A 24,642-nucleotide genomic window follows, 5' to 3' on the forward strand; every position below is an offset into this window, starting at 1 on the left:
ATTCGCAAAATCGCCGAAATGCGCATTATAGTTGCGCTGCGGTTGCGAAATCCCTATCCCTTGCTGCAATGCCGCAAGGGGACGAATCGATGAAAGACATGCAGCACCAGACCGAAGCCGTCCTGACCGAGATCGAGGATCTGCTTGGCCGCGCGACCGCGGCCCTGCGCGACCGGCTTGCGCCCTCGGGCAAGGTCGATGCCACGCTTCTGGAACGGCACCAGCACGCCGCCCATGCCCTGTCCTGGCTGGCGACCTATGTCGAATCGCTGAAGCAGCTGGCGGCGTGGTCGGGCCGCGTCTCGGGGCGGATCGAGGCGCTGATCCTGCAGATCGGCTTCGGGGAATACCTGTCGCAGATCGCCGGCGGCATTCCGATGAGCCAGACGGAATTCGCCCGGCTGTCGGACCTCAGCGTTGACTGGCAGCCCTCGGAGGCGGCGCGCGCGCTGATGGCGGGCAACAGCCCCGAGGCCCGCGCCGAGCTGGCCCAGCTGATCGCGGAAAACAGGGGCAGCGCCACCTTCGGCAATACCGGGCTGGATGAGGATCTGGAGATGATCCGCGACCAGTTCCGCCGTTGGGCCGACGACAAGGTCGTCCCCCATGCCCATGACTGGCACCTGAAGGACCAGCTGATCCCGATCGAGATCATCCAGGAACTGGCCGAGCTGGGCGTCTTCGGCCTGACCATCCCCGAGGAGCTGGGGGGCCTCGGCATGTCCAAGGCGGCGATGGTCGTGGTCAGCGAGGAACTGTCGCGCGGCTATATCGGCGTCGGCAGCCTGGGCACCCGCAGCGAGATCGCGGCCGAACTGATCCTGGGCGGCGGCACCGAAGAACAGAAGGCGCATTGGCTGCCCAGGCTGGCCAGCGGGGAAATCCTGCCCACCGCCGTCTTCACCGAGCCCAATACCGGCAGCGACCTGGGCAGCCTGCGCACCCGCGCGGTGCGCGATGGCGATGTCTGGAAGATCACCGGCAACAAGACCTGGATCACCCATGCCGCGCGCACCCATGTGATGACGCTGCTGGCGCGCACCGATCCCGACACCACCGATTACCGCGGATTGTCGATGTTCCTGGCCGAGAAGGTGCCGGGCACGGACGCGGACCCCTTCCCGACCCCCGGCATGACCGGCGGCGAGATCGAGGTCCTGGGCTATCGCGGCATGAAGGAATACGAGCTGGGCTTCGACGGCTTCGAGGTCAAGGCCGAGAACCTTCTGGGCGGCGAGACCGGCCAGGGCTTCAAGCAGCTGATGCAGACCTTCGAATCGGCCCGCATCCAGACCGCCGCCCGCGCCATCGGCGTGGCCCAGAACGCGCTGGAGCTGGGGTTGCAATATGCGCTGGACCGCAAGCAGTTCGGCCATGCGCTGATCCATTTCCCGCGCGTCGCCGACAAGCTGGCGATGATGGCGGTCGAGATCATGATCGCCCGCCAGCTGACCTATTTCAGCGCCTGGGAAAAGGATCACGGCCATCGCTGCGACCTGGAGGCCGGGATGGCCAAGCTGCTGGGTGCCCGCGTGGCCTGGTCCAGCGCCGACAATGCGCTGCAGATCCATGGCGGCAACGGCTTCGCGCTGGAATATCAGGTCAGCCGTGTGCTCTGCGATGCACGCATCCTGAACATTTTCGAGGGTGCGGCCGAAATTCAGGCGCAAGTGATCGCAAGGCGGCTTCTGGGCTGAAAATGTTTCGGCTAAAGTGCTGGACAATTTGCGGTTCCTCCGCAATTTGACCATCGCATTTCAAGGAGCATCCCGATGTTCAACCGCCGTTCCGCCGCCGCTGCAACCGCACTTGCGGCCACCTTCGCGCTTGCCGCCTGCCAGGATTCCCCGCCGCCGACTGCCGTGGGCGGCATTCCCATGGGCGACTATGTGATGGTGGGCATCGGCAACGGCACGGTGCCGCTGCGCAACATCACCATGCAGGTGAACGAGACCAGCATCTCGGGCCGCGGCCCCTGCAACGGCTATGGCGCGCTGAACACCGCCGAACTGCCCGCCGTTGCGCTGAGCAACTTCACCACCACCTATGCGACCTGCAAGGACCAGGCGCTGGAGGACCGTTTCTTCAACGCCCTGCGCCAGGCGACCGAGATGGAATATTACGGCGGCGTCTTGCGCGTGAAGGGCCCGACCTGGCTGGTCTTCGAACGCGGCGTGCCGGCCTCGCAGGCGACCTCGGGGGTCAGCGCGCTGGAAGCCGCGCGCGGCACCCAGTAGGCGCGCGCCTCAGCCCTGTTCCGCCGCCGCCAGCAGCCGCCGCATCAGCCGGTCGCGCGCGGCGGGCAGGCGGCGGCCGGCCAGTTCGGCCGCGATCCGGCTTTCCAGGAAATGGCCGGTGATCGCCAGCCCCTCCTGCAACCCGCGCCCGCGATTGTCCCCTGCCCCGCCCATCAGCGCCGGCAGGGGCAGCAGCCGGTCGGCCCAGTCGCCCGCGCCCTGCCGGCTGACCGCGCGGCCCGAACGCGGGCTGACATAGGCCAGCCCCTCGCGCGCGCCGGTCACCGCGCAGCGCGACAGGTCCAGGCCGAAGCCCATCTCGTCCAGCAGCAGCATCTCCCACAGAAGATAGCGCGCGGCCCAGTCGCCGCCCGATTCCATCGCGTCCAGCAGCGCCTCGGTCTGCTCCGCCAGGCGCGGATGCGGGTCGCGTTCGGGCAGCGCGAAGGACAGAAGCGCGCAGACCGCGTTCAGCCCGGACAGCGCCAGCGGATCGGCCAGCAGGCCGGCCCGCGCGCGCAGCGGCTCCGCCGTGAAGGTGCCAAGCTGGTCGTCCCTGCGCGCCCGCCAGCGCAGCTGCAGCCGCGATCCCGGCTGCAGCATCGCCGCCCGCCTGCGCGAGGCGCCACCCGGCACCAGCCCGGCATGGCGCCCCTGCCCGGCGGTCAGCACCTCGATGATGACGCCGTTCTCGCCGAAGGGGCGCCGGGCGATGACCGTGCCGTCAGCCTGCCATTCCATCGCCGCGCGTCAGGCCCCGGCCGCATCGGGCAGGGTCAGCGCCCCATCCGGCGACAGCGGCCAGAACGGGTTCATCGCGATTTCCCAGACATGCCCGTCGGGATCGGCGAAATAGCCCGAATAGCCGCCCCAGAATACCTTCTCGGGCCGCTTCAGCAGCTCTGCCCCGGCCTCCAGCGCGGCGTCGAAAACCGCATCGACCTCGGCCTCGCTGGCGCAGTTCTGGGCCAGGGTCATCGCGCCGGCGCCAAGGGTCGCGCCTGGCCGGCCCTGGTCCTCGGCCAGGTCCGAGAGGCCGAACAGCGCCAGCACCGCGCCCTGCATCTGGTAGAAGAAGACGCCGGGGGCGGAATCGCCATGCGGCTGCCAGCCCCAGCGGGCATAGAAATCGCGCGACCGCTCCAGATCGGCCACGCCAAGCGTGATCAGCGTCACGCGCTGTCGGGGATAGCTCATCGCGCCCTCCTGGCTGCTGCCGGCACAGGCTGGCACGCGGCGCCGTGGCAGGCAAGCCGCGCTATTGCATCCGTGTCGCCGCCGCCATCGCCCGCATCGCCTCGCGGCGCTTCACCCTGGCCTGGCGCAGCAGCGACACCGAATAGATCACCAGCGCCGCCCAGATCAGCGGGAAGGCGATCATCCGCGCGCTTCCGAAGGGTTCGCCGAAGACCAGCACGGCGCAGAGGAAGATCATCGTCGGCGCGATATATTGCAGGATGCCGACCGTGGACAGCCGCACCAGCTTGGCGCCATTGGCATAGAGCATCAGCGGAATCGCCGTGACCGCGCCGCAGCCGATCAGCAGCAGCGTGTCGCTGAGGGATCCGGCGGCGAAATGCGACCGGCCGGTCAGCTGCAGCCACATGGCGATCCCGACGGCGAAGGGGCACAGCAGCAGCACCTCCAGCGTGAAGCCCTGATTCGGCCCCAGCGGCAGGCTTTTCTTGCAATAGGCGTAAAAGCCCCAGCTCAGCGTCAGCCCCAGCGCCACGATCGGCAGCCGCCCGGCCTGGACCGTCAGGATGATCACCGCCGCCGCCGCCAGCGCGATCGCGGCCATCTGCGCGCGGCTGAGCCGTTCCTTCAGGATCACCGCGCCCAGAAAGACGCTGAACAGCGGGTTGATATAGTAACCCAGCGCCGCCTCCAGCGCCTGGTCGTTGACGATGGCCCAGACATAGATCAGCCAGTTGGCCGAGACCAGGATCGCCGTCACCGCCGCCATCGCCAGAAGGCGGGGCGTGCGCAGCGCCGCGACCACCTCGTCGGCGCGGCGCTGCCAGATCAGCACGGCGGCGGCGATGGGCAACGACCAGATCACCCGATGCGCGATCACCTCGACCGGCGGCACATGCGCCAGCGCCTTCATGTAGAGCGGCAGGAACCCCCACAGGAAATAGGTCACGGTCACAAGGACCAGACCGCGCGGCGAATCGCTGTTGGAATCGACGGGAATGCTCATGAGATTTGCATATGCTGCAATCCGTGCCGACGCCAGAGGCAGCGTCGCTCAGCCCAGCCCCTCGTCATCCAGCAGGGTGCGGCCGTCGCGGCTCTCGATCTCGATCACCCACAGGTCGCCGTCATAGCCGCGCTGGCGGCGGATCGCCTCGTCGATCTCGCGCTCGGGACCCTCGGCGGTCAGGCGCCAGGGCCGGGTGTCGGTGTCGAAATCCCATTCGCGGGCGTAAAGCCGGGCGGTCCCGTCCAGCAGCGCGCATTTGACCATGACCGCGCCCGCCACGTCATCGCCATGGGCAAGCACATAGGCGGGGATGTTCGCCAGCCCCAGCCGCGCCAGATAGGCGCCGACCCAGATGCCGGCGGCCAGCCGCGGCTCAACCATCGCCATCCTTGAAATCAAGCCCCATCTCGGTGAACCGCTCGGCCTCGTCCAGCCAGTTCTCGCGGACCTTGACCTGCAGGAACAGGTGGACGCGGCGGCCCATGAATTCCTCCAGCTCGGCGCGGGCCAGCTGGCCCACGGCCTTGATCGTCTCGCCGCCCTTGCCCAGCACGATGCCCTTGTGGCCGGGCCGCGCGACATAGACGATCTGGTCGACGCGGGCCGAGCCGTCCTTGCGCTCCTCCCAGGCCTCGGTTTCCACGGTCAGCTGATAGGGGATTTCCTCGTGCAGCCGCAGGGTCAGCTTTTCGCGGGTGATCTCGGCGGCGATCATGCGCATGGGCAGGTCGGCGATCTGGTCCTCGGGGTAAAGCCACGGCCCCTCGGGCAGCGCCCCCGCCAGCCAGTCGCGCAGGTCGTCGCAGCCATGGCCCTTTTCGGCGCTGATCATGAAGGTGTTGACGAAGGGATAGGCCGCGTTCAGCTGCGCCGACAGCGCCAGCAGCGCCTCGGCCTTGACCCGGTCGATCTTGTTGATGACCAGCGCCACCGGCGTCTTGCCGTCCAGCGCCTTCAGCTGCTCGATGATCGCGGCGGCGCCATCGGTCAGCCCGCGATGCGCCTCGATCAGCAGCAGGACCAGGTCGGCGTCCGAGGCGCCCCCCCAGGCGGCGGCGACCATGGAGCGGTCCAGCCGGCGGCGCGGGCGGAAGATGCCGGGCGTGTCGACGAAGACGATCTGGCTGGCGCCCTCGATGGCGATGCCGCGGATGCGGGCGCGGGTGGTCTGGACCTTGTGCGTCACGATCGAGACCTTGGCCCCGACCATCCGGTTCAGCAGGGTGGACTTGCCGGCATTGGGCTCTCCGATCAGGGCGACGAAGCCGGCACGGGTGGTGGTCTCGGTCATTGGCGGCCCTCCAGCCGGTCCAGCAGCGCCTGCGCGGCGGCCTGTTCGATGCTGCGTTTCGTGCCGGCGCCCTGCGCCTCGGCCTCGCGGCCGTCGGCCAGCCGCACGGTCATGCGGAAGGTGGGCGCATGGTCGGGGCCGGAACGCTCGGTCTGGATATAGCGCGGCGGCGGCATGCCGTTGGCCTGCGCCCATTCCTGAAGCGCGGTCTTGGCGTCGCGCGGATCGTCCTCGATGCTGGCCAGCCGCCCGGCCCACAGGGCCAGCACCACCCGGCGCGCGACGTCGAAGCCCGCATCCAGATAGACGGCGGCCAGCACCGCCTCCATCGCGTCCGCCAGCAGCGCATCCTTGCGCCGGCCGCCCGACATCATCTCGGACCGGCCCAGCTTCAGCACTTCGCCCAGACCGATCTCGCGCGCGACGGCGGCGCAGGTCTCGCCCCTGACCAGCGCGTTGTAGCGCGGCGCCAGCTGGCCCTCGCTGGCGCCGCGGTCGGCCTCCAGCAGCGCCTCGGCCATCACCAGCCCCAGGACGCGGTCGCCCAGGAATTCCAGCCGCTGATTGTCGGGCCGGGTGGCGGTCGAGATCGAGCCGTGGGTCAGCGCGCGGATCAGCAGCTCGGGCCGCGCGAAATCGTGGCCCAGCCGCCCCATGAAGGCGCGGATGTCGGCCCCCGGCGTCAATGGACCGCCTTGAAGAAGCGGTCCCCGCGCCAGGTCCAGAAATACAGAAGCGAGCTTCCGGCCGAGGAGAACATGATCCGGTCGGCGCGGCCGATCAGGAATTCGGCCGGCACGAAGCCCAGGCCCCCGACCTGCGCGGGAAAGCGCGAATCCTCGGAATTGTCGCGGTTGTCGCCCATGAAGAAATACTGGCCATCAGGCACGGTGAAGGTGGCGGTGTCGTCGGCCACCCAGCCATCGACGATGTTCAGCACGCTGTGGCTGCGCCCGCCCGGCAGGGTCTCGGTGAAGCGCTGCTTGGCGCATTCGCCGCCCTCGGGCACCGGGTCGTTGACGCAGCGCGGCACCAGCCCCTGCGGGCCCTGCCGCTCCTTGACCTCGATGAAGTCGCCGGCGGGCGTCAGCGGCACTTCCTCGCCGTTCAGCCACAGCCGGCCGCCGCGCATCTGCACGGTGTCGCCCGGCAGGCCGATCACCCGCTTGATGAAATCCACGTCGCGGGTCGGGTGGCGGAAGACGGCGACATCGCCGCGCTCGGGTTCCGAGCCGAAGATCCGGCCGCTGATCGGGCAGATCGCGAAGGGGCAGGAATAGCGCGAATAGCCGTAAGCCATCTTGTTGACGAACAGGAAGTCGCCGATCAGCAGCGTGTCCTTCATGCTGCCCGAGGGGATCCAGAAGGGCTGGAAGAACAGGGTGCGGAAAATGCCCGCGATCACCAGCGCCCAGAAGATCGTCTTGATCGTCTCCCAGATGCCTTCCTTCTTGCGGACCGCCTTGTCAGCCATCATTCCGTCCTTCATTCCTTGGCAAGCGGCGCCTGGCCGCATCGCGCGTTCATGGTCCCCCGCGGGGGGCAAAGTCAAGCTTGCGCGTCAGCGCGGGGCAATGCCTCGATCACCACGAAGGCCTGTGCCCAGGGGTGATCGTCGGTCAGCGTCACATGGACCACCGCCCGGTGGCCGGGGGGCGTCATCGCGGCCAGGCGGTCGGCGGCCCAGCCGGTCAGCTCCATCACCGGCTGCCCGCCCGGCAGGTTCGAGACCGCCATGTCGCGCCAGCTGATCCCCATGGCCAGCCCGGTGCCAAGCGCCTTGCTGCAGGCCTCTTTCGCGGCCCATCTTTTCGCCAGCGTCCCGGCCTCGTCCATGCGGCGGGCGGCGCGGGCCAGTTCGGTCGGCGTGAAGACGCGGTTGCGGAACCGGTCGCCGAAGCGGTCCAGCGTGCCGGCGATGCGCTCGATATTGGCCAGGTCGGTGCCGATGCCCAGGATCATGACCGTGCCTCCGGGATCGAGGGGGGGATCATGGGTATTTGTGCAACGAAGAAACGGCCGGGATACGGCATGTCAGGCGCGCGCCTTTTCCATGCGGCGGCGCATTTCGCGGATGGCGGCGCCGAGGCCGGTGAAGACCGACTCGGCGATCAGGAAATGGCCGATGTTCAGCTCCTTGAGCTGCGGCAGCGCGGCGATGGGGGCGACCGTGTCGAAGGTCAGGCCGTGGCCGGCATGGACCTCCAGCCCCAGTCCCGCGGCCAGCCGCGCGCCCTCGGCCAGGCCGGCCAGTTCCGCGTCGCGCTCGGCCAGGCGGCCCTCGGTGTCCAGGTCGCAATAGGCGCCGGTATGCAGTTCCACCACCGCCGCGCCGATCCGGGCCGAGGCCTCGATCTGGCGGGGCTCGTGGCCGATGAACATCGACACGCGGCAGCCCGCCTCGCGCAGCGGCGCGATGAAATCGGCCAGCCAGGCTTCGTTCCCGGCCACGTCCAGCCCACCCTCGGTGGTGCGTTCCTCGCGCTTTTCGGGCACCAGGCAGACGGCATGGGGGCGGTGGCGCAGGGCGATCGCCTGCATTTCCGCCGTCGCGGCCATTTCCAGGTTCAGCGGCAGGCGCAGCCCCTGCATCAGCGCGTCGATATCGGCGTCCGAGATATGGCGGCGATCCTCGCGCAGATGGGCGGTGATGCCGTCGGCGCCGGCTTCTTCCGCGATCCGGGCGGCGCGCAGCGGGTCGGGCCAGGGCGTGCCGCGCGCGTTGCGGATGGTGGCGACGTGGTCGATATTGACGCCCAGGCGCAGCATGTCATGGCTCCGTGTCGATGCGTTGCCGCGGCAGTCTATAGCGGCGCGGGGGCCGGCGCCAGATCCGTGGCCACCGCCCACCAGCCCTGCCGCGACAGGGCGGCGGCGGCGGTTTCCGCCGCCCGCGCATCCGCGAAGATCCCGAAGCAGGTCGCGCCCGAGCCCGACATCCGCGCCAGCCGCGCCCCCTGCCCCGACAGCGCCGCCAGCACCTGCCCGATGATGGGCGCCAGCGCCATCGCGGGCGGCTGCAAATCGTTGCGGGTCCGCGCCAGCCAGCCGACCAGCGCCTCGGCATCGGCAAAGGCCGGAAGCGGCGGCAGGGGCGGGTTGTCGCGGCTGGCCAGCGCGGCAAAGACCTGCGGGGTGGGGATCGCGACGCCGGGATTGATCAGCACCAGCGGCAGCGCGGGCATGGCGGGCAGCGGTGCGACCCGCTCGCCGATGCCGCTCATCCGGGCGGGGACCGAGGCCAGGCAGACCGGCACATCCGCGCCCAGAAGCTGCGGATCGGCGGGCAGCGGATGGCCGCGCCGCGCGAAGGCCCGCAGCACCGCCGCCGCATCGGCCGAACCGCCGCCGATGCCGCTGGCGACGGGCAGGTTCTTGGTCAGCGTGATCGCGGCCTGCCCCCCCGCCAGCCGCGCCGCGCGCAGGCAGAGGTTGTCGTCATCCGCCGCCAGCCCGCCGGCGAAAGGCCCCTCGATCCGCAAGGACAGCGGGCCGGGCGCCAGCCGCACCTGATCCCCGACCCCCGCGAAAACCACAAGCGAATCAAGCAGGTGATAGCCGTCGCCGCGCCGCCCCGTCACATGCAGCGCAAGGTTCAGCTTGGCCGGGGCGGGCTCGGCGGATGTCATTGCGGGTCAGTCGCCCTGGGCGCGATCGGTGCCGGCATCGGCATGGGAGGGCTGTTGCGGCCGGCCGCCCTCGCGCGCCTCTTCCTCGGCCAACACCGTGTCCAGCCCGCGATCCAGCTTGGCGCGGATCCGGTCGGGATCGACATCGCCGCTGTCCGTGGGCTCCAGCGACAGGGCGCGGCGCCACTGGATCTCGGCCTCGCGGTGGCGGCCGACCTTCCAGTAGATGTCGCCCAGATGGTCGTTGACCAGCGGGTCCGAGGACATGGTGCCGATCGCCTGTTCCATCGGCGCGACCGCCTCGTCATAGCGGCCCAGCCGGTAATAGGCCCAGGCCAGCGAATCGAGGATGTAGCCGTCGCCCGGCGACAGTTCGACCGCCTTCTTGATCATCTCCAGCGCGCGGTCCAGGTTCTGGTTCCGGTCGATCCAGCTGTAGCCCAGATAGTTCAGCAGGCTGGCCTGTTCGGGATTGATCTCGATGGCGGCCAGCAGGTCCTTCTCGGCCCGCTCGAAATGGCCCGAGCGTTCCAGCGCGATGCCGCGCGCGTAAAGCGGGAACCAGCGCGCCTCGGCCGGGGCGTCCTTCAGCAGCGACAGCGCCTTGTCATAGGCGGGCACGGCCTGGGCGAATTTCTCCTGCTGGCGCAGCAGGTCGCCAAGCGCGATCCAGGCCTGCGGCAGGTCGGGATAGGCGGCGGTCAGCGACAGGGCGGCGCGCTCGGCCTCGTTCGGGCGGTCGGCGCGGGACAGCGCGTCGATCCGGCCAAGCTCGGCCACAGGGCGCACCTCGCCCAGCCGGCGCAGGGCGTCGAATTCCGCCTCGGCCAGATCGAATTGCTGGCGTTCCTGCAGAAGCTGGGCGACCATCAGGCGCGCCTCGCCGGTATCGGGCGACAGCCAGGCGGCCAGCCGGGCATGGATCAGCGACAAGGGTTCGGGATCGGGGCTGCCCGACAGCGCCGAGGCGAAGGTCAGGAAGACCTGCGCGATGCCGTCGGCGGGCGCCTTGACCACGTCGAAGGCCACCGGCGCGCCGGCCTGCAGCCGCTCGCGCAGCATCAGCAGCTGCGGCTCGGCCTCGATCCCCGGCACCCCGTCCAGCAGCGCCACCGCATCGGCGCGCCGGTCCAGCTGCGCCAGGACCTGGGCGCGGGCGATGATGCCCAGCAGATGGGTCGCGGTCTGGTCCTGCGACAGCAGCGTCTCGGCGCCCTCGTAATCGCCGACCATCGCGCGGGCCAGCCCCAGGTGATAGTTCACCATCGGCCCGACCCCGGCCAGCCCGGCCAGCTTCTCGAATTCCTCCAGCGCGTCCGAGGCCCGCCCGGCGCCCAGCAGCGCCCAGGCATAGATCATCCCCTCCAGCAGGTCGCCCTCGTCGGTGGCATTGGCGCCCTCCTCGTCCAGCAGCGCCGACCAGTCGCCCTGGTGGACCAGCTGCGCCCGGTTCACCAGATGCGCCAGCTCGGTCTCGCGGTCGTCCTTTTCCATCTCGCCGGCCAGCTTGACGGCGCGGGCGATCTCTCCGGCGGAAATCATCGCGATCAGCGCATTGTCCTGCAGGTACTGATCGCCCGGATCATGCGCGACCGCGCGGGCGAAATAGCGCGAGGCGGCGCGGAAGTCGTTCTGCACCGTCGCCATGCGCGCCGCCAGGTAGGGACCGGCCAGGCCGAACATCGGCGGTCCGGGCTGGGTCTCGGCCTGTGCCTCCGCCTGGGACTCGGCCGCCAGGTCGGCGGGCCGGGGCTCGGGGCGCTGGGGCAGGTCCTGGGCGAAGGCCGGCAGGACCAGCCCGGCGATCAGCAGGCCAAGCAGGGCGAGTTTCGGGCGGGTCGTGGTCACGTCGTCCATCGCATAGAAAAAGGGCGTTGGCGCGACCCTAACCCGAGGCCCGGCGCACGGCAACGCCAGCGCCCGGCGTCGCGATCACATATTCGGGTAATTCGGCCCGTCGGCGCCCTGCGGGGTGGTCCAGTCGATGTTCTGGCTGGGGTCCTTGATGTCGCAGGTCTTGCAATGCACGCAGTTCTGGAAGTTGATCTGGAAGCGCGGGCCGTCGGCACCCTCGATCACCTCGTAGACCCCGGCCGGGCAGTAGCGCTGCGCGGGTTCGGCATATTCCGGCAGGTTCACCGCGATCGGGATCGCCGGGTCGCGCAGCCGCAGGTGGCAGGGCTGGCTTTCCTCGTGATTGGTGAAGGAAAACGCCACGTTGGTCAGCCGGTCGAAGCTGAGCTTGCCATCCGGTTTCGGATAGTCGATCGGCTTGAAATCCGCCGCCTTGCCGGTCGCCTGCGCATCCGTCTTGCCGTGTTTCCAGGTCCCCAGCGGGTTCCAGCCGGTCAGGTTCGCCACCCACATGTCGAAACCCCCAAGCGCCAGCGAGGGCCACAGGCCCAGCCGCGACCAGATCGGCTTGACGTTCCTGACCCGCTTCAGGTCCTTCGCGATCTCGCCGCCGCGCACCGCCGCGTCATAGGCCTCCAGCCGGTCGCCCTCGCGGCCCGCGGCGATGGCCTCGGCCGCAGCCTCGGCCGCCGCGATCCCCGAGAGCATCGCATTGTGGTTGCCCTTGATCCGCGGCACGTTGACCATGCCCGCCGAGCAGCCCAGCAGCACGCCCCCCGCGAAGCTCAGCTCCGGGATCGACTGCCAGCCGCCCTCGGAGATCGCGCGGGCGCCGTAGGAGATGCGCTTGCCGCCCTCCAGAAGTTCCGCGACCATCGGGTGATGCTTGAAGCGCTGGAACTCCATATAGGGATAAAGGTAGGGGTTTTCGTAGTTCAGATGCACCACGAAGCCGACCAGCACCTGGTTGTCCTCGAAGTGATAGATGAAGGACCCGCCCCCGGCATTCCTGCCAAGCGGCCAGCCCATCGTATGCACGACCCGGCCCTTCTGGAATTTTTCCGGCGAGACCTCCCAGATCTCCTTCATGCCGATGCCGAATTTCTGCGGCTCGTGGCCCTCGCACAGGTTCAGCTTCGCCATGATCTCCTTGGCAAGGCTGCCGCGCACACCCTCGGCGATGAAGACATATTTGCCGTGCAGCTCCATGCCGGGCTCGTACATCGGGCCCGGCGTGCCGTCGGGGTTCAGCCCCATCTCGCCGGCCACGACGCCACGCACGCGATCGCCCTCCCAGACGATGGCGCTGGCGGCCATGCCGGGGAAGATCTCGACGCCCAGTTCCTCGGCCTGTTCGGCCAGCCAGCGGCAGACATTGCCCATGCTGACGATGTAGTTGCCGTGATTGTTCATCAGCGGCGGCATCGGCCAGTTCGGCACCCGCACCTGGCCCGCCGCGCCCAGGACGTAGAAATTGTCGTCGGTGACTTCGGTGTTCAGCGGCGCACCACGCTCGCGCCAGTCCGGGATCAGCCGGTCCAGCCCGACCGGGTCCAGCACCGCGCCCGACAGGATATGCGCCCCGATCTCGGAGCCCTTCTCCAGCACCACCACCTGCAGATCCGGGTCGATCTGCTTCAGACGGATCGCCGCGGACAGGCCAGATGGTCCACCGCCGACGATCACAACGTCGTATTCCATCGACTCGCGGGTGGGCTGGCTCTCCTCGGTCATCGCTGCGCGTCCTCCTCCGGGCATGTGGCTGGGACAGCACTAACGATTCGCGCGGCCGGGGGCAATTGTGACGCCGGGGAGAAATCACTTTTCCTGTGGCCGAAAACTGCCAAGCCCCGCCGCACCGCTCTTGCAAAGCCCGCGAAATTCGGTTCACGATGCCTGCAACGGACTTTCGCGCCCCTGCCATTCCGAATGGTGGGGGCGTTCGATTAGCGTTGCGAGCGTACCAAGCACGGCAGAAGTGCCGAGGACCCGGAAGGACAGGGCTGCGATGGAAAAGATACTGATGACCCGCGGCGGCTTTCAGCTGCTGGAGCAGGAATTGACCATGCTGAAAAGCAAGGAACGCCCCGCCATCATCCGCGCCATCGCCGAGGCGCGCGAGCATGGCGACCTGTCCGAGAACGCCGAATACCACGCCGCGCGCGAGAAGCAGGGCTTCATCGAGGGCCGCATCAAGGAGCTGGAGGCGATCCTGTCGCGGGCCGAGGTGATCGACCCGGCGAAGCTGTCGGGCTCGATCAAGTTCGGCGCCACGGTCGAGCTGATCGACGAGGATACCGAGGAGCAGCGCATCTACCAGATCGTCGGCGAGCCCGAGGCGGATATCGAGCGCGGGCGGCTGAACATCCGCTCGCCGCTGGCCCGCGCGCTGATCGGCAAGGACGAGGGCGACAGCGTCGAGGTCAAGACCCCCGGCGGGCAGCGCAGCTACGAAATCGTCGCCATCCGCTACGAGTGACGTGATGGGGCTGGCGGATCGGATCGCAGGACTGGGGCGCAGCGGAAACGCGGCGGCGCTGGGGCTGGCGCTCAGCGCGGTCTGGCTGGTGCTGGTGCTGCTGTTCTGGCTGCTGGTGCCGGGCGGCAGCGAGGGCGCCAGCGGCATCGGGCGGCTGCTGGTCTTCGTCGGCGTGGCGATGCCGCTGGCGCTGATCTGGATGGCGGTCGCGCTGGCCGGCGCCATCGCCGCCCTGCGGGCCGAGGCCGACGACCTGCGCCTGCGCCTGTCGCAGATGCGCGACGGCGGGACCGCGCCGCGCCCGGCGATGGGCGGCGGCATCGCGCCGCCCCCCGCGACCAGCACCCTGCCCGCCGATCCGCCGCGACCGCGCGCGGGTGCGCAGCCGAATGTCCGCCCCCGCGCGGCGGATGCGCGCCCCGTCGATGCGCGCCAGGCCTCGATGCCGCTGGACGATCCCGAGCCGGTCTCGGTCCCGCCCTCGGTCCTGGTCCGCGCGCTGAACTTCCCCGACGGCCCCGAGGATACCGAGACCGTCGCCGCCCTTCGCGCCGCCCTGCAGGACCATGACAACGCCCGCGTGCTGCGGGCGGCGCAGGACGTGATCACGCTGCTGGCAGGGCAGGATCTCTATATGGACGACCTGCCGCCCGAGCCCGCCCCAGTCGCCGTCTGGCGGCGCTTCGCCGAGGGCGCGCGCGGCGCGACGGTGGCCCAGCTTGGCGGCATCCACGAGCCGGTGGCGCTGGAAATCGCCACCGAACTGCTGCGCGGGGACGAGATCTTCCGCGACAGCGCCCATCACTTCCTGCGCCATTTCGACGTGATGCTGACCCGCAGCATCTCGCAGCTGGACGACGACCAGATCCGCTTCCTGTCGCAGACCCGCTCGGCCCGCGCCTTCATGCTGCTGGGCCGCGCGGCGGGGATCTTCGGCTGAGCAGCCCTCAGAGGGCCTTGCGCAGCACCAGCACAGTGCCGGTCCAGGGCCAGCCGAATCGGCCGCGCGTTTCCTCGACGAAGCCAAGCCGGCGATAGAAGGCCAGCGCGGCGCGGTTGCCGGCCGCCACCTCGGCGCGCAGGCCGGGACGGCCGCGCGCCCGCGCCTCGGCCTCGGCCCGTGCGACCAGGGCGCGGCCGATCCCGCGGCGCGGCAGCCGCGCGACGATGCCGTCGATCACCAGGTCGCCGGTCGGCGGCGCCGGCCGGAACAGGATCGCCGCCAGCCCCGCCCGCCAGGTCGCGAAACCGCCGCCCGCGTCGCGAAAGCCGATGACGCCCAGCACCCGCCCGCCTTGCAGCGCCACCGCGCCATTGGCGGCGCGAAAGCCGCGCACCCGCCCCAGCCCGCCGAAATGGCGCCGCCACAGCCGCCCCGCCTGCGGCAGGATCGCGTCGGGGATCGGGCTGAGGATCTGCATCGGCTGGCCTTGCGTCGCTTTGCGCATCATGCAACGAAGGTGCCCGCAATCCCTTCAGGACGGAACCCGTCATGGCGCCCAGCCCCCTGTCCCGCCCGGAACCCGGCCGGGCCTCCCCCGATCCCGCCGATGCCCGCGCCCTGGCGCGCGGACCCGCGCAGGCCTTCCGGCACGGGATGGTGCAATCGCTGCCCTTTCTGATCGTCATCATCCCCTTTGCGCTGCTGTTCGGCGTGGTCGCGCTGGAGGCCGGGATGGACATGGCGCAGGTCATGGGGTTTTCGGTGCTGGTGCTGGCGGGCGCCTCGCAATTCACCGCCGTGCAGCTTCTGTCGGACAATGCGCCCGCCTTCATCGTGATCCTGTCCTGCCTTGCGGTGAACCTGCGCATGGCGATGTATTCGGCATCGCTGGTGCCCTGGCTGCGCGGCGCCTCGGGGCTGCAGAAGGCCGGCGTCGCCTATACGCTGATCGACCAGAGCTATGCGCTGTCGATCCAGCATTACGAGCGCCACCCGAGGCTGAGCCTGACGCAGCGGCTGGCCTATTTCTTCGGCACGGCCACGGCGCTGTGCATCCCGTGGATGGTCGCCAGCTGGGCGGGCGCCAGGCTGGGCAGCGCGATCCCCGACGACATCGCGCTGGACTTCGCCATGCCGATCACCTTCCTGGCGATGATCGCGCCGATGCTGCGCACGCCCGCGCATCTGACCGCCTGTTTCGTCGCGATCCTGGGGGCGCTGCTGCTGGCCGGGCTGCCCTCGGGGACGGGCCTGCTGATCGCCGCGCCCCTGGGCATGGCGGCGGGCGCGCTGGTCGAGCAGAGGACCGAAGCGCAAGCCGCGCGCCGCAAGCAGGAGAGCCGCAAGCAGGAGGCTGGCCGATGACCCCGCATTCCGACCTGACCGTCTGGCTGGTGATCCTGGTGCTGGGGGTCGGCACCTTCCTGCTGCGCTGGTCCTTCCTGGGCGCGCTGGGGAATCGCGACTTTCCCGGCTGGGTGCTGCGGATGCTGCGCTATACGCCGGTCGCGGTGCTGCCCGCGCTGGTCGCGCCGCTGGTCACATGGCCGGCCGCGACCGATGGCCAGCCCGACCCGGCCCGGCTGGCGGCCGCAGCCGCGACCGTCGCCGTGGGGATGCTGACCCGCAACGTGATCCTGGCCATCCTGGCCGGCGGGATCACCCTGTTCGGGCTGCTCTACCTGTTATAGCCGAAGATGGTGCCGTCCTTCTGGCGCAGCAGCACATTGTGGTTGTTGGCCGGATCGCCATCCATGTGGCGCTTCGACCGCACGCCCGGCAGGGTCAGGAACCAGCTGCGCAGCTTGTTCGGCGAAAAGCCCGTGGGCGAGGCTTCGAAGCCCGGCACGCCGCTGAGGACCCTGCCGGTCGCCACGGCGCAGAAGCTCTGGTTCACCGGGCCATAGGCCTCGGCCCGGCGGATCGCCAGGTCGGCCACCTCGCGGCTGACGAAGACGGTGTCCTCGGCGACCCAATAGGTCTCTCGCGCGTGGTAATCGATGTAGAAATTCTTGAAATTGTCGGTGATGCCGTAAAGCACGTCGTTGCGTTCGGGGATGTAGGGATGGTTCCAGCTGCCGGCCGGATCGAAGATCACACGCTGGCTGCCATTGATCATCAGCGCCGAATGCCCGCCTTCGCCGCGCGGGATGCCGATCACCGTGAACAGCGTGATCGAGGGCGGCTCGGACGAGACGAAACGCGCCGCGCGCACGGCCTCGTCGCTGTCCCAGACATGCTTGGCGCCGCAGGCCGACAGCAGCGCCGGCGCCGCGGCAGCAAGGAAGAAACGTCTTTTCATGGGAAAGTGCCGGTCTCGATCAGGAATTCGCCAGCGCCAGGAAGATCAGCACCAGGATCGACAGCACCGTCACCCAGACCGAAAGCCTGATGAAGCCTACGAAGGTTCTTTTCTGTTCGGTGATGTCCATCGAGCCGTGCTTGTGTTCGGTGATCTCGTGATGCGTGGCCATGCATGCCTCCTGTCAGCGTTCGTGTCTGCGATAGCCCAAACCGTTCCGGCTGTCACGCCCCCCACAGCACCGCGCCATCCCTTTCGCCCACCGCGCGGATCACGGCCCGGTGACGCAGGTGGTTGACATGGGCCACCGCCTCGACCAGCGCCAGGCCGAATTCGGGGGCGCCGATGCGGCGCTTGAACAGGATGTCGAAGCAGTCGACCGCGGTGCGCGGCGCTTCGCGCAAGGCCTCGGCCAGCCGGTCCAGCGCGTGGTGATGGTTGTCGATCATCTGCGACAGCCGCGTGGGCAGGCCGCGGAAGGGCAGCTTGTGGCCCGGCAGGACCAGCTGTCCGGGCCGCGCCAGTTCCGCAAGCCGGCCGCAGCTGTCCAGCCATTCGCCCACCGGATCGGCCTCGGGCTCGGTCGGGTAGACCCCCAGGTTGGGCGAGATCGAGGGCAGGAGCTGGTCGCCCCCGATCACCAGGTCGTCGTCCAGCGACCAGAAGGTCGCGTGGCAGGGGGCATGGCCGTGGCCCATCGCCACCCGCCAGCGGCGCCGGCCGAAACGCACCTCGGCGCCCTCGGCCAGGCGGGTGAAGCCAAGCGGCAGCGGATGGACCACATCGGCGAAGTTGAAGGGCCGTTCCGCGGCGCGCCCGGCCAGGATGTCGGCGGGCATCCCGGCACGCTTCCAGAAGGCCAGCGCCTGGGCCGAGGGGCGGTCCTGCACGTCCAGCACCAGCATCCGGGCCATCAGCCAGGCGGTGCGGCTCATCATCAGCTCGGCCCCGTCGGTCTGCATGAACCAGCCGGCAAGGCCGATATGGTCGGGATGGTGATGGGTGCCGACCACCCGCCGCACCGGCCGGCCCGCCAGCGGCCCCTGGCGCAGCGCCGCCCAGATCTCGCGCCCGCGCCTGCTGTCGAAGCCGGTATCGACCAGCGTCCAGCCGTCGCCATCCTCCAGCGCATAGACGTTCACATGGTCCAGCGCCATCGGCAAAGGCAGCCGCAGCCACAGCACGCCCTCGGCGATCTCGACCGCGCCGCCCTCGGGCGGCGGGTCCTGGAAGGGCGTCACGATCACGCGGCGAAATCCCCGGCCATGGCCGCGTCCGGCAGCGCCTCAAGGTCGTCCAGCGCGGCCATGGCCTCGGCCAGGTCGCCGGCGAAATGCGGCAGCACGCGGGTGATGTGGATCCGGGCCAGCGCCTGCTGCGCGGCATTTCCGGCCTGGGCGGCGCGCAGGTGGAAATGCGCGCCCAGCACGCGGGCGAAGGCCGCAAGATAGGGCACGGCGCCGGCGAAACGCTGCGGCAAGCCGCGCTCCAGCAGCGCCTGGGTCGCCTCGCGCAGCGTCTCGGCCGCCTGCCAGACGTGATTGGCCAGCTCCGGGTGGTCGGCCTGGGCGGACTTGGCGCCGTCCAGCACCTCGTCCAGCAGCCGCATCGCCGCCTCGCCGCCATCGGACAGCTTGCGGCCGACCAGGTCCATCGCCTGGATGCCGTTGGTGCCCTCATAGATCGGCGTGATGCGCACGTCGCGCAGATACTGGGCGGCGCCGGTTTCCTCGACATAGCCCATGCCGCCATGGACCTGCACGCCGATATCGGCGACCCGGCAGCCGACATCGGTGCCGTAGGCCTTGGCGATCGGCGTCAGGAAGGCCGCGCGGGCGGCGTGATGCGCGTCGCCGTTGGCGCGCTCCAGGTCGATCGCGGTGGCGCAGGCCAGCCCGATGGCGCGGGCGGCAAAGACCTCGGCCCGCGCCACGGCCAGCATCCGCCGCATGTCGGGATGGCGGATGATCGGCCCCATCTGGTTGCGCTCGGCCGCATAGCCCACCGCCTTCTGCAGCGCCGCCTCGGCCACGCCGACGCCCTGCATCCCGACCCCCAGCCGGGCGCAGTTCATCATGGTGAACATGGCGGCCATGCCCTTGTGCTCCTCGCCGACCAGCCAGCCGGTCGCGCCCTCGAAGCTCATCACGCAGGTCGGGCTGCCATGGATGCCCATCTTCTCCTCCAGGCTGACCACCTTCAGGCTGTTGGCAAGGCCCGGCCTGCCGGCCGCGTCGGGGATCAGCTTCGGGACCATGAACAGGCTGATGCCGCGCGTGCCCTTCGCGCCGTCGGGCAGCCGCGCCAGCACCAGGTGGCAGACATTCTCGGTCACGTCGCTGTCGCCCCAGGTGATGAAGATCTTCTGGCCGGTGATCGCATAGCTGCCGTCGCCATTGGGCTCGGCCTTCGTGACCAGCGCGCCGACATCGCTGCCCGCGCCGGGCTCGGTCAGGTTCATCGTGCCCGACCATTCGCCCGCGATCAGCCGGGGCAGGTACAGCGCCTTCAGCGCGTCGCTGGCGTGATGTTCCAGCGCCTCGATCTGGCCCTGGGTCAGCAGCGGGTTCAGCTGCAGCGCCAGGCAGGCCCCGGCCATCATCTCGGACACGGCCATGTTCAGCGCCTGCGGCAGCCCCATGCCGCCATGTTCGGGATTGGCGGCCAGCCCGATCCAGCCACCCTCGGCAATGGCCCGGAACCCCTCGGCATAGCCGGGCGAGGAGCGCAGCCTGCCGTTTTCCAGCCGCGCCGGCGTGTGATCGCCATTCGGGTTCAGCGGCGCCAGCACGTTCGAGGCCAGCTTGCCCGCCTCGGACAGGATGGCGGCGGTGGTCTCGGGCGTGGCCTCCTCATAGAGGCCGGTCGCAGCGACATCCGCGAAAGGCACGACATGGTGAAGAATGAATTCGATCTGCTCGACCGGCGCCTTGTAGCTCATCTGCTTCCCTCCCGCGCGCGCTTGGCAATCCCGGCACGCGCCACTATCAAACGGGTCCGGCATCCACCTTAGGGGGATGCGGCCATTGCTCAACCGAAACCCGGCGTCACGAATGCAGACCGAACGACTGAAAGCCGATTCCGCGGGGCTTGCCCGTGCCGCCGAACTGCTGTCGGCCGGCCAGCTTGTCGCAATTCCAACCGAGACTGTCTATGGCCTGGCCGGCGATGCCCGCGACGGGACGGCCGTCGCGCGGATCTATGCCGCCAAGGGACGGCCCAGCTTCAACCCGCTGATCGTGCATCTGCCGGACCTCGAGGCCGCGCGCCGCATCGCCCACCTGACGCCCCAGGCCGAGACGCTGGCCCGCGCCTTCTGGCCCGGCGCGCTGACCATGGTGCTGCCGCTGCGGCAGGATGCGCCCATCGCCTCGCTGGTCACGGCCGGCCTGCCGACCATCGCGATCCGCGTGCCCGCCCATCCCGCGGCACAGGCGCTGCTGCGGCGCTTCGGCGGGCCGCTGGCGGCGCCCTCGGCCAATGCCTCTGGCCGGATCAGCCCGACCAGCGCCGGCCATGTGCTGGATCCCGACGGCGGGCTGGACGGCCGGATCGCGGCGGTGCTGGACGCCGGCCCCTGCCCGGTGGGCCTCGAATCGACCATCATCGGCTGGGACGCCGACAGCCCGCTGCTGCTGCGCCCCGGCGGCATCCCGGCCGAGGCCGTCGAGGCCGCGCTGTCGCGCCCGCTGGCCCACCCCGGTCAGGATTCCGGCCAGGACCCCGACCGCCCGACCGCGCCGGGCCAGCTGACCAGCCACTACGCGCCGCAAGCCAGCCTGCGCCTCAACGCCGCCACCCCGCGCGCGGGTGAAACCTTCATCGCCTTCGGCGCCCCCGGCCCGCTCAGCCTGTCGGAAACCGGCGACCTGACCCAGGCGGCGGCGCGGCTCTTCGACCTGCTGCGCCAGGCCGACCGGCTGGGCCGCCCGATCGCCGTCGCGCCGATCCCCGACCACGGCCTCGGCGCCGCCATCAACGACCGCCTGCGCCGCGCCGCCGCGCCGCGCGACTGACCGCCCGGCCATTTCTCCCCCGGCCGCTTCTCTGTTGCCCAAATACCCCGCTTCCGGCGCCGCAGGCCCCGCCCCCGCCGGGACGGGACCCGGGCGGCGACCTTACAGCCCCAGCGAGCCGTAGACGTTCGAGATCCGCCGGATCGCCACCACATAGGCGGCGGTGCGCATGTCGTCGACGCGGCTGTTGCCGACCCAGACCTCCTTCATCTTGCCGAAGGCCTCGCGCATGGTGTCGTCCAGGCCCGAACGCACCAGCTCCAGCTCGTCCGCGCCGGTCAGGAACGCCTCCTTGAAGCCCTTCGACAGCGTCCAGTTCAGCCCGGTATCGGCCGACAGCCGCTCCAGCTCCTCGACGATCATCCGCGCCCGCGCCTCCTCGTGCCGCCGCTCCAGCCGGCCCAGGCTGATCTGCGACAGGTTCTTGACCCATTCGAAATAGGACACGGTCACACCGCCGGCATTGGCATACATGTCGGGGATGATGACCACGCCCTTGCGCTTCAGGATCTCGTCGGCATCGGCGGTCACGGGGCCGTTGGCGGCCTCGATGATCAGCTTGCACTTGATCCGGTCGGCATTCTCGGCGCGGATCACGCCCTCGACGGCGGCGGGGACCAGGATGTCGCACTCGTCCTCCAGCGCCAGCAGCCCCTCCTCGCGATAGTCGCCGCCCGCGAAGCCGCGCACGCCGCCGGTGGCCTGGATATGGCCGCGCAGCGCGTCGATGTTGATGCCCTGCGGATTGCTGATGGCGCCGTCCCGCTCGATCACGCAGGTCACCAGCGCCTTGTCCTCGGCCGACAGGAACTGCGCGGCGTGATAGCCCACATTGCCCAGGCCCTGCACGATCACCCGCTTGCCGGCCAGCGTGCCCGCCAGCCCGGCGCGCTTCATCACGTCGTCGTGGCGGAAGAACTCGCGCAGCGCATATTGCACGCCGCGCCCGGTGGCCTCGACCCGGCCGTCGATGCCGCCCTGGGTGCGCGGCTTGCCGGTGACGCAGGCCTTGGCGTTGATGTCGTCGGGATGCAGCCGCTTGAAGGCATCGGCCATCCAGGCCATCTCGCGCTCGCCCGTGCCCATGTCGGGCGCCGGCACGTTCTGGCTGGGCGAGATCAGGTTGCGGCGCGACAGCTCGTAGGTGAAGCGCCGGGTGATGCGCTCCAGCTCGTCGGCGTCCCAGGCGCGCGGGTCGATCCTCAGCCCGCCCTTCGAGCCGCCGAAGGGCACCTCGACCAGCGCGCATTTGTAGGTCATCAGCGCCGCCAGCGCCTCGACCTCGTCCTGGTTGACATCCAGCGAATAGCGGATGCCGCCCTTGACCGGCTCCATATGTTCGGAATGGACCGAGCGATAGCCGGTGAAGGTATGGATCTCGCCGCGCAGCCGCACCCCGAAACGGACCGTATAGGTCGAGTTGCAGACGCGGATCTTTTCTTCAAGCCCCGGCGGCAGTTCCATCAATGAGGCGGCATGGGTGAACATCCTGTCCACCGAGTCCCGGAACGATGCCTGTTGGTGCAGCATGATGCGAATTCCTCCTGTCCGACTCGCCTCCCCACGCTAGGTCGGCGGCGGCGCCGCGCCAAGCCCCTTCCGACCGGATATGCCAGCAAACGCAAACCCTTCGGTACAGCTTGGTCCGAAACGGCCTTTTCCGGCCCCTGCCCTTCCGCGGGGGCAAGGCGGATTTGAATTGCGGCCGGGAAACCAGTGACAGTAATCTGGCGTTATTGAAGCCATAACCAAGTTGTTTGCAACCTACAGAATAGTGGATGTGACTTGTGATTCAGAAGCACGAAATTTATCGCGGCCGGAAATTTCATCAGGTCTGCCGGGGCGCGCGTCAGGTTTTCCTGCGCGACGGCTATGAAGGCGCCAGCGTGGACGACATTTCGCGTGCCGCCGGCGTGTCCAAGGCCACCCTCTACAGCTATTTCCCGCACAAGCGCCTGATGTTCGAGGAGGTCATGCGCAACGAGATCGCCGAGGCCGAGAAACAGATCGCGATCGCGCCCGACAATGCGCTGCCGCCCTCGCTCGGGCTGCCGGTCGTGGTCGAGACGATGGCCCGCGACGCGGTCAGCGAGATCCAGACCGGGCTCTACCGGCTGGGCATCGCCGAGGCGCGGCGCTTTCCGAAACTGGCGCGGGACTATTACGACCGGATCCTGCAGAAGCGCAGCGCGATCCTGGCCGCCTATCTGGATCACTGGGTCGCCCGAGGCGAGCTGGACATCGCCGATACCCGGCGGGCGGCCGACCAGCTGTGGCGGATGACCGGCGCGGCGCTGGCCGAACGCGCGGTGCTGCTGCCGCAGAGCACCCTGAAGGAAGCCAGCCTGCGCGAGGCCTGCGCCGCCGCGCTGGAGCTGTTCCTGCGGGCCTATGGCGCCAGCCGGGCGGGCGACATCCCGGCGGCCGCGCAATAGCAGCGGCGGCGTGGCCACCCGTCCGCGATGATGGATTCGTGAAAGGACGCGCGGGTTCTCAAGTCCCGCGCGGCAGCGTATAGATGCCTCCGTCGCAGTCCGGCGCTGCCGGGCCAACGAGGGAACAAGACGGAAATGACAAGAACCACGATCCTGCCCTTCGCCGCCGCCGCGGCCCTGCTGGCGGGCTGCATGCCTGTCCCGCCGGACGCGGCGATGGCGCCGCCCCCCGTTCCGATCCAGGCCCCGCTCCAGGCGCCGATCCAGACCCCGGCCATCGCCCCGGTGGCGCCGCCCCCGACCGCCGCCGCCGGCATCGCCGGGCTGGAGGAACGCAAGCCCGACCTGTGCAAGGCCCAGGACTATTCGCGATACGTCTCGCAGCCGGGCAGCGTGATCCCGACGCTGGGGCTTACCCGCGCGTATCGGGTGGTCGAGTATCGCGGGATCGAGCCGCAGGACTACGACCCCAACCGGATCGTCTTCCGCCTCGATTCGGCGGGCAATATCTACAACATCGATTGCGGGTGACGCCATGAAAGTCGAACTTCTGCTGCTGGCCATGGCCGGCCTGGCCGTGCTGGCCGCCTGCGAGCCCCTCCCGCCCGAGGCCGAGCCTGCCGAAACCCCCGACAGCTGCGGCGCGGCCGGCTATCAGGGCCTGGTCGGCCAGCCGCGCACGGTGCTGGACGGCATGACCTTCCCGCTCGGCACCCGCCAGATCGGCCCGAACGACGCCGTCACCGCCGATTTCCGCCCCGACCGGCTGAACATCGAATACGGCGCCGGCGGCCGGATCGAGAAGATCAGCTGCTACTGATCCCGGCCGCCCCGCGGCAGGGGCGGCGCCTGCAGGGCGCCGCCCTTTTCGATTGATTTGCCTCGCGGGCAATGTCACCATTTCGCCATGATGAATGCCGCTCCGCCGTTTCATGCCGACCCCGACCGAGTGGTTTTCGACCGGACGGAACTGGGCATGATTCTCTCGGTCTATGGCCGTTTCGTGGCCGCGGGCGAATGGCGCGACTATGCGATGTCCTTCCTGCGCGACGCGGCCATCTTCAGCGTGTTCCGCCGCGCCACCGAACATCCGCTCTACCGGATCGAGAAACGCCCGCGCCTGCGCATGGCTCAGGGCGCCTATGCGGTGATCGGCATGGACGGCCGGGTCCTCAAGCGCGGCCACGACCTGGCGCCGGTGCTGCGGGTGCTGGACAGGAAGCTGATCCGCCCGGTCGACTGACCTGCCC

At 69.6% G+C, this 24,642-nt stretch carries 29 protein-coding genes; 11 read left to right on the plus strand and 18 right to left on the minus strand.

Going from position 1 to position 24,642, the window contains the following annotated elements:
• Positions 1–68: 68 nt before the first annotated feature.
• The gene (locus C9E82_RS05780) at positions 69–1,697 is read left to right on the plus strand and encodes an acyl-CoA dehydrogenase family protein (protein ID WP_119897339.1); all 1,629 of its coding nucleotides are present in this window, start codon (positions 69–71) and stop codon (positions 1,695–1,697) included.
• 75 nt (positions 1,698–1,772) lie between these two features.
• Positions 1,773–2,237, plus strand: a complete 465-nt coding sequence (locus tag C9E82_RS05785) for an META domain-containing protein (protein ID WP_119897338.1) — start codon at positions 1,773–1,775, stop codon at positions 2,235–2,237.
• Positions 2,238–2,246: 9 nt separating this feature from the next.
• On the opposite strand, the gene recO is transcribed toward C9E82_RS05785, so the two are convergent.
• The 12 genes from recO to C9E82_RS05845 all read right to left on the minus strand — a co-directional run bounded on the left by recO (position 2,247) and on the right by C9E82_RS05845 (position 12,951).
• On the minus strand, positions 2,247–2,978 hold the full coding sequence (recO, locus tag C9E82_RS05790) for a DNA repair protein RecO (protein WP_119897337.1): 732 nt from the start codon (positions 2,976–2,978) through the stop codon (positions 2,247–2,249).
• Positions 2,979–2,987: 9 nt separating this feature from the next.
• Positions 2,988–3,434: a VOC family protein gene (locus C9E82_RS05795; protein ID WP_119897336.1), complete on the minus strand. Its 447-nt coding sequence runs from the start codon at positions 3,432–3,434 to the stop codon at positions 2,988–2,990.
• A 61-nt stretch (positions 3,435–3,495) separates the two neighbouring features.
• Positions 3,496–4,440 (minus strand): EamA family transporter RarD, encoded by a 945-nt coding sequence (rarD, locus tag C9E82_RS05800; protein WP_119897335.1) that lies wholly within the window; start codon positions 4,438–4,440, stop codon positions 3,496–3,498.
• Between the two features lie 48 nt (positions 4,441–4,488).
• Positions 4,489–4,824 carry a DUF1491 family protein gene (locus C9E82_RS05805; RefSeq protein ID WP_119897334.1) on the minus strand — a complete coding sequence of 112 codons (336 nt, stop codon included), beginning with the start codon at positions 4,822–4,824 and terminating at the stop codon, positions 4,489–4,491.
• Entirely contained in the window at positions 4,817–5,734 is a 918-nt protein-coding gene (era, locus tag C9E82_RS05810; protein ID WP_119897333.1) for a GTPase Era, read from the minus strand. Before era ends, C9E82_RS05805 begins: the two co-directional genes overlap by 8 nt.
• Positions 5,731–6,390: a ribonuclease III gene (gene rnc, locus C9E82_RS05815; protein ID WP_420849807.1), complete on the minus strand. Its 660-nt coding sequence runs from the start codon at positions 6,388–6,390 to the stop codon at positions 5,731–5,733. Before rnc ends, era begins: the two co-directional genes overlap by 4 nt.
• A 26-nt stretch (positions 6,391–6,416) precedes the next feature.
• The gene (gene lepB, locus C9E82_RS05820) at positions 6,417–7,208 is read right to left on the minus strand and encodes a signal peptidase I (RefSeq protein WP_119897372.1); all 792 of its coding nucleotides are present in this window, start codon (positions 7,206–7,208) and stop codon (positions 6,417–6,419) included.
• A gap of 74 nt (positions 7,209–7,282) precedes the next feature.
• Positions 7,283–7,696 carry a holo-ACP synthase gene (acpS, locus tag C9E82_RS05825; protein WP_119897331.1) on the minus strand — a complete coding sequence of 138 codons (414 nt, stop codon included), beginning with the start codon at positions 7,694–7,696 and terminating at the stop codon, positions 7,283–7,285.
• A gap of 72 nt (positions 7,697–7,768) precedes the next feature.
• The gene (locus tag C9E82_RS05830; RefSeq protein WP_119897330.1) at positions 7,769–8,503 is read right to left on the minus strand and encodes a pyridoxine 5'-phosphate synthase; all 735 of its coding nucleotides are present in this window, start codon (positions 8,501–8,503) and stop codon (positions 7,769–7,771) included.
• A 35-nt stretch (positions 8,504–8,538) separates the two neighbouring features.
• On the minus strand, positions 8,539–9,363 hold the full coding sequence (locus C9E82_RS05835) for a 4-(cytidine 5'-diphospho)-2-C-methyl-D-erythritol kinase (RefSeq protein ID WP_119897329.1): 825 nt from the start codon (positions 9,361–9,363) through the stop codon (positions 8,539–8,541).
• A gap of 6 nt (positions 9,364–9,369) precedes the next feature.
• Positions 9,370–11,220, minus strand: coding sequence for a tetratricopeptide repeat protein (locus C9E82_RS05840; protein ID WP_119897328.1), 1,851 nt, complete (start codon positions 11,218–11,220; stop codon positions 9,370–9,372).
• Positions 11,221–11,295: 75 nt separating this feature from the next.
• Positions 11,296–12,951 (minus strand): electron transfer flavoprotein-ubiquinone oxidoreductase, encoded by a 1,656-nt coding sequence (locus tag C9E82_RS05845; RefSeq protein WP_119897327.1) that lies wholly within the window; start codon positions 12,949–12,951, stop codon positions 11,296–11,298.
• 274 nt (positions 12,952–13,225) lie between these two features.
• On the opposite strand from C9E82_RS05845, the gene greA reads away from it, so the two are divergent.
• Together greA and C9E82_RS05855 are read left to right on the plus strand one after the other, a co-directional pair.
• The gene (gene greA, locus C9E82_RS05850; protein WP_170162027.1) at positions 13,226–13,696 is read left to right on the plus strand and encodes a transcription elongation factor GreA; all 471 of its coding nucleotides are present in this window, start codon (positions 13,226–13,228) and stop codon (positions 13,694–13,696) included.
• Between the two features lie 4 nt (positions 13,697–13,700).
• Positions 13,701–14,636, plus strand: a complete 936-nt coding sequence (locus C9E82_RS05855; RefSeq protein ID WP_119897326.1) for a hypothetical protein — start codon at positions 13,701–13,703, stop codon at positions 14,634–14,636.
• A gap of 7 nt (positions 14,637–14,643) precedes the next feature.
• Here the strand turns inward: C9E82_RS05855 and C9E82_RS05860 are convergent, their stop codons facing one another.
• The gene (locus tag C9E82_RS05860; RefSeq protein ID WP_221035974.1) at positions 14,644–15,144 is read right to left on the minus strand and encodes a GNAT family N-acetyltransferase; all 501 of its coding nucleotides are present in this window, start codon (positions 15,142–15,144) and stop codon (positions 14,644–14,646) included.
• Between the two features lie 44 nt (positions 15,145–15,188).
• Between C9E82_RS05860 and C9E82_RS05865 the strand changes: the two genes are divergently transcribed.
• Both C9E82_RS05865 and C9E82_RS05870 read left to right on the plus strand, forming a co-directional pair.
• Positions 15,189–16,004 (plus strand): AzlC family ABC transporter permease, encoded by an 816-nt coding sequence (locus C9E82_RS05865; RefSeq protein WP_183154045.1) that lies wholly within the window; start codon positions 15,189–15,191, stop codon positions 16,002–16,004.
• Complete coding sequence (locus C9E82_RS05870) at positions 16,001–16,330, plus strand: AzlD domain-containing protein (RefSeq protein WP_119900282.1); 330 nt, start codon at positions 16,001–16,003, stop codon at positions 16,328–16,330. The genes C9E82_RS05865 and C9E82_RS05870 overlap by 4 nt, the downstream gene beginning before the upstream one ends.
• Here the strand turns inward: C9E82_RS05870 and C9E82_RS05875 are convergent.
• From C9E82_RS05875 to C9E82_RS05890, 4 genes are read right to left on the minus strand one after another with little or no spacing between them, the layout of a single operon-like run.
• Complete coding sequence (locus C9E82_RS05875; RefSeq protein WP_119900283.1) at positions 16,318–16,941, minus strand: hypothetical protein; 624 nt, start codon at positions 16,939–16,941, stop codon at positions 16,318–16,320. The genes C9E82_RS05870 and C9E82_RS05875 overlap by 13 nt on opposite strands.
• A 19-nt stretch (positions 16,942–16,960) precedes the next feature.
• On the minus strand, positions 16,961–17,113 hold the full coding sequence (locus C9E82_RS05880) for an aa3-type cytochrome c oxidase subunit IV (RefSeq protein WP_119900284.1): 153 nt from the start codon (positions 17,111–17,113) through the stop codon (positions 16,961–16,963).
• 52 nt (positions 17,114–17,165) lie between these two features.
• Complete coding sequence (locus C9E82_RS05885) at positions 17,166–18,188, minus strand: MBL fold metallo-hydrolase (protein WP_240643650.1); 1,023 nt, start codon at positions 18,186–18,188, stop codon at positions 17,166–17,168.
• Positions 18,185–19,882 (minus strand): acyl-CoA dehydrogenase, encoded by a 1,698-nt coding sequence (locus C9E82_RS05890; RefSeq protein WP_119900285.1) that lies wholly within the window; start codon positions 19,880–19,882, stop codon positions 18,185–18,187. The genes C9E82_RS05885 and C9E82_RS05890 overlap by 4 nt, the downstream gene beginning before the upstream one ends.
• A gap of 112 nt (positions 19,883–19,994) precedes the next feature.
• Here C9E82_RS05890 and C9E82_RS05895 point away from each other — a divergent pair, with 112 nt between their 5' ends.
• Positions 19,995–20,957 carry an L-threonylcarbamoyladenylate synthase gene (locus C9E82_RS05895; RefSeq protein WP_119900286.1) on the plus strand — a complete coding sequence of 321 codons (963 nt, stop codon included), beginning with the start codon at positions 19,995–19,997 and terminating at the stop codon, positions 20,955–20,957.
• Positions 20,958–21,059: 102 nt separating this feature from the next.
• Here C9E82_RS05895 and C9E82_RS05900 read toward each other — a convergent pair whose 3' ends face one another.
• Entirely contained in the window at positions 21,060–22,487 is a 1,428-nt protein-coding gene (locus C9E82_RS05900; RefSeq protein WP_119900287.1) for a Glu/Leu/Phe/Val family dehydrogenase, read from the minus strand.
• A 257-nt stretch (positions 22,488–22,744) separates the two neighbouring features.
• Between C9E82_RS05900 and C9E82_RS05905 the strand changes: the two genes are divergently transcribed.
• The 4 genes from C9E82_RS05905 to C9E82_RS05920 all read left to right on the plus strand — a co-directional run bounded on the left by C9E82_RS05905 (position 22,745) and on the right by C9E82_RS05920 (position 24,635).
• Positions 22,745–23,392: a TetR/AcrR family transcriptional regulator gene (locus C9E82_RS05905; RefSeq protein ID WP_119900288.1), complete on the plus strand. Its 648-nt coding sequence runs from the start codon at positions 22,745–22,747 to the stop codon at positions 23,390–23,392.
• 135 nt (positions 23,393–23,527) lie between these two features.
• Positions 23,528–23,923, plus strand: coding sequence for a hypothetical protein (locus tag C9E82_RS05910; RefSeq protein WP_183154046.1), 396 nt, complete (start codon positions 23,528–23,530; stop codon positions 23,921–23,923).
• Positions 23,924–23,927: 4 nt separating this feature from the next.
• Positions 23,928–24,212: an I78 family peptidase inhibitor gene (locus tag C9E82_RS05915; RefSeq protein WP_119900289.1), complete on the plus strand. Its 285-nt coding sequence runs from the start codon at positions 23,928–23,930 to the stop codon at positions 24,210–24,212.
• A gap of 90 nt (positions 24,213–24,302) precedes the next feature.
• Positions 24,303–24,635: a DUF2794 domain-containing protein gene (locus C9E82_RS05920; RefSeq protein WP_119900298.1), complete on the plus strand. Its 333-nt coding sequence runs from the start codon at positions 24,303–24,305 to the stop codon at positions 24,633–24,635.
• Positions 24,636–24,642 lie beyond the last annotated feature (7 nt).

The sequence above is a fragment of the Paracoccus sigandri genome, from assembly GCF_003709565.1.
Classification (GTDB): Bacteria; Pseudomonadota; Alphaproteobacteria; order Rhodobacterales; family Rhodobacteraceae; genus Paracoccus; species Paracoccus siganidrum.